Below are 2714 nucleotides of genomic sequence, written 5' to 3'. Positions count from 1 at the left end.
GGATGCGCTCAAGTCATCGCGATTGACGCAATGGGCGGGGACTTCGGTCCCCGCAGCATTGTTCAGGCCAGCCTTGCTTGCCTGTCTGCTACGCCCTCGCTGCACTTGACCCTCGTCGGTCAACCCTCCCTTATTGAAGAATTGATCCACGGCCAATCGGCTGCCGATCGCGCGCGCCTGACAATTGTCGCGGCCAGCGAAGTCATCACCATGGACGAAAAGCCGACCCAGGCCTTGCGTGGCAAAGCGGATTCTTCGATGCGTGTCGCTCTCGAACTGGTGCGTGATGGCAAGGCTCAAGCGTGTGTCAGTGCCGGTAATACCGGTGCGCTGATGGCGCTCTCGCGATTCGTGCTGAAGACCTTGCCGGGTATCGATCGCCCGGCGATGGTGGCCGCGATTCCGACGCAGAACGGTTTTTGCCAGTTGCTCGATCTGGGCGCCAATGTCGATTGCAGTGCCGAGCATCTGCTGCAGTTTGCAGTGATGGGTTCGGTGGCGGCGCAGACGCTGGGGATCCATCGCCCGCGTGTCGCGCTGTTGAACATTGGCACCGAGGACATCAAGGGTAATCAGCAGGTCAAACTGGCTGCGACACTGTTGCAGGCGGCCCGAGGCATCAACTACATCGGTTTTGTCGAAGGTGATGGCTTGTATCGTGGCGAGGCCGATGTGGTGGTCTGTGATGGCTTTGTCGGCAACATCCTGCTCAAGTCCAGCGAAGGTCTGGCGACGATGATTGCGGCGCGTATCGAAGCGCTGTTCAAAAAGAACTTCGCTGCCCGTGCGGTGGGTGCCTTGGCGCTGCCATTGATGAAGCGCTTGCAGGCGGAGCTGGCGCCGGCGCGACATAATGGCGCAAGCTTTCTCGGCTTGCAGGGCATCGTCGTGAAAAGTCACGGTTCGGCCGGGGTTGAGGGCTTTCAGAGTGCGATTCAACGTGCGCTGATCGAGATTCAGGAGAACCTGCCCGAACGCCTCCACGGTCGTCTGGAGGATTTGTTGTCTTAGGCGTTTTCGTCGGACAATGCTTAAATGTGACCGCCCGGTTCAAAGGGCCATCCAACTGTCAGTTTCTTGCGTCCCTCAGTGGGGCGTCATTCTCCGACGACAAGATCATTAGGGGCTTGTTACATGTCTGCTTCCCTCGCATTCGTCTTTCCAGGACAGGGTTCGCAGTCCCTCGGCATGTTGGCCGAGCTGGGCGCGGAATATCCGTTGATCCTCGAAACGTTCAAAGAAGCTTCTGAGGCTCTGGGCTATGATCTGTGGGCACTGACCCAGCAGGGCCCGGAAGAGCTGCTCAATCAAACCGATAAAACCCAGCCGGCCATTCTGACCGCTTCGATCGCCCTGTGGCGTCTGTGGCTGTCTGAAGGCGGTGCGCGTCCGGCATTCGTTGCTGGTCACAGCCTGGGCGAATACAGCGCGCTGGTCGCTGCCGGCAGCCTGACACTGGCTGACGCGGTGAAGCTCGTTGAGCGTCGCGGTCAGTTGATGCAGGAAGCGGTTCCGGCCGGGCAGGGCGGCATGGCTGCCATCCTGGGTCTGGAAGATGCCGACGTGCTGGCCGCCTGCGCAGAAGCTGCGCAAGGCGAGGTGGTCAGCGCCGTCAACTTCAACTCGCCCGGCCAAGTGGTAATCGCCGGTGCCAAGGCTGCTGTCGAGCGCGCCATCGAAGGCTGCAAGGCGCGTGGTGCCAAGCGCGCCATGCCGTTGCCAGTGAGCGTGCCTTCGCACTGTGAACTGATGCGTCCGGCCGCCGAGCGTTTTGCCGAATCCGTCGCGGCCATCGACTGGCAGGCGCCGCAGATCCCGGTCGTACAGAACGTCAGCGCGCAAGTGCCGGCCGATCTGGAAACCCTCAAGCGCGATCTGCTCGAACAACTCTACAAGCCAGTACGCTGGGTCGAGTCGGTACAGACTCTGGCCGCCAAGGGCGCGACCAATCTGGTCGAATGCGGCCCGGGCAAAGTGCTGGCCGGTCTGAACAAACGTTGCGCCGAAGGCGTCGCGACTTCCAACCTCAATACCCCAGACGCTTTCGCTGCCGCCCGTGCAGCGCAAGCCTGAATCAGGAGAAACTTGCATGAGTCTGCAAGGTAAAGTTGCACTGGTCACCGGTGCAAGCCGTGGCATTGGCCAGGCCATTGCTCTGGAACTGGGTCGTCAGGGCGCCATCGTTGTTGGCACCGCGACTTCCGCTTCGGGCGCTGAGCGCATTGCGGCAACCCTGAAGGAAAACGGTATTCAGGGCGCTGGCCTTGAGTTGAACGTTACCAGTGACGAATCCGTCAGCGCAGTGCTGGCGAGCATTCAGGAGCAGTTCGGTGCGCCAGTGGCGATCCTGGTCAATAATGCCGGCATCACCCGCGATAACCTGATGATGCGCATGAAAGACGATGAGTGGTACGACGTGATCGATACCAACCTGAACAGTCTATTCCGCCTGTCCAAGGGCGTTCTGCGCGGCATGACCAAGGCGCGTTGGGGCCGAATTATCAGTATTGGCTCGGTGGTGGGTGCCATGGGCAACGCAGGCCAAGTAAACTATGCAGCCGCCAAGGCCGGTCTGGAAGGTTTCAGCCGTGCAATGGCGCGTGAAGTCGGTTCGCGTTCGATTACGGTCAACTCGGTAACCCCAGGGTTTATCGAGAGCGATGTGTCGCGCGAGCTGCGCGTAGCGCGGCGGGTGGCCGGGCAGGCGGTGGTGC

General features: G+C 60.8%; 3 protein-coding genes. All 3 read left to right on the top strand.

Features of this window, described 5'->3' with window-relative positions; genetic code table 11:
• Positions 1–15 precede the first annotated feature (15 nt).
• Positions 16–1011 carry a phosphate acyltransferase PlsX gene (plsX, locus tag ACIF4X_RS29170; RefSeq protein WP_397484687.1) on the top strand — a complete coding sequence of 332 codons (996 nt, stop codon included), beginning with the start codon at positions 16–18 and terminating at the stop codon, positions 1009–1011.
• A 123-nt stretch (positions 1012–1134) separates the two neighbouring features.
• The gene (fabD, locus tag ACIF4X_RS29165; RefSeq protein ID WP_397484686.1) at positions 1135–2073 is read left to right on the top strand and encodes an ACP S-malonyltransferase; all 939 of its coding nucleotides are present in this window, start codon (positions 1135–1137) and stop codon (positions 2071–2073) included.
• A gap of 16 nt (positions 2074–2089) precedes the next feature.
• Positions 2090–2714, top strand: a 625-nt coding sequence (locus ACIF4X_RS29160) for a 3-oxoacyl-ACP reductase family protein (protein ID WP_397484685.1), incomplete at its 3' end; no start/stop codon positions are given.

This window comes from Pseudomonas sp. NPDC085632 (assembly GCF_044541255.1).
Lineage (GTDB): Bacteria > Pseudomonadota > Gammaproteobacteria > Pseudomonadales > Pseudomonadaceae > Aquipseudomonas.
The sequence above is the reverse complement of the archived record's forward strand: the minus strand, read 5'-3'. Positions and strand labels throughout refer to the sequence as shown.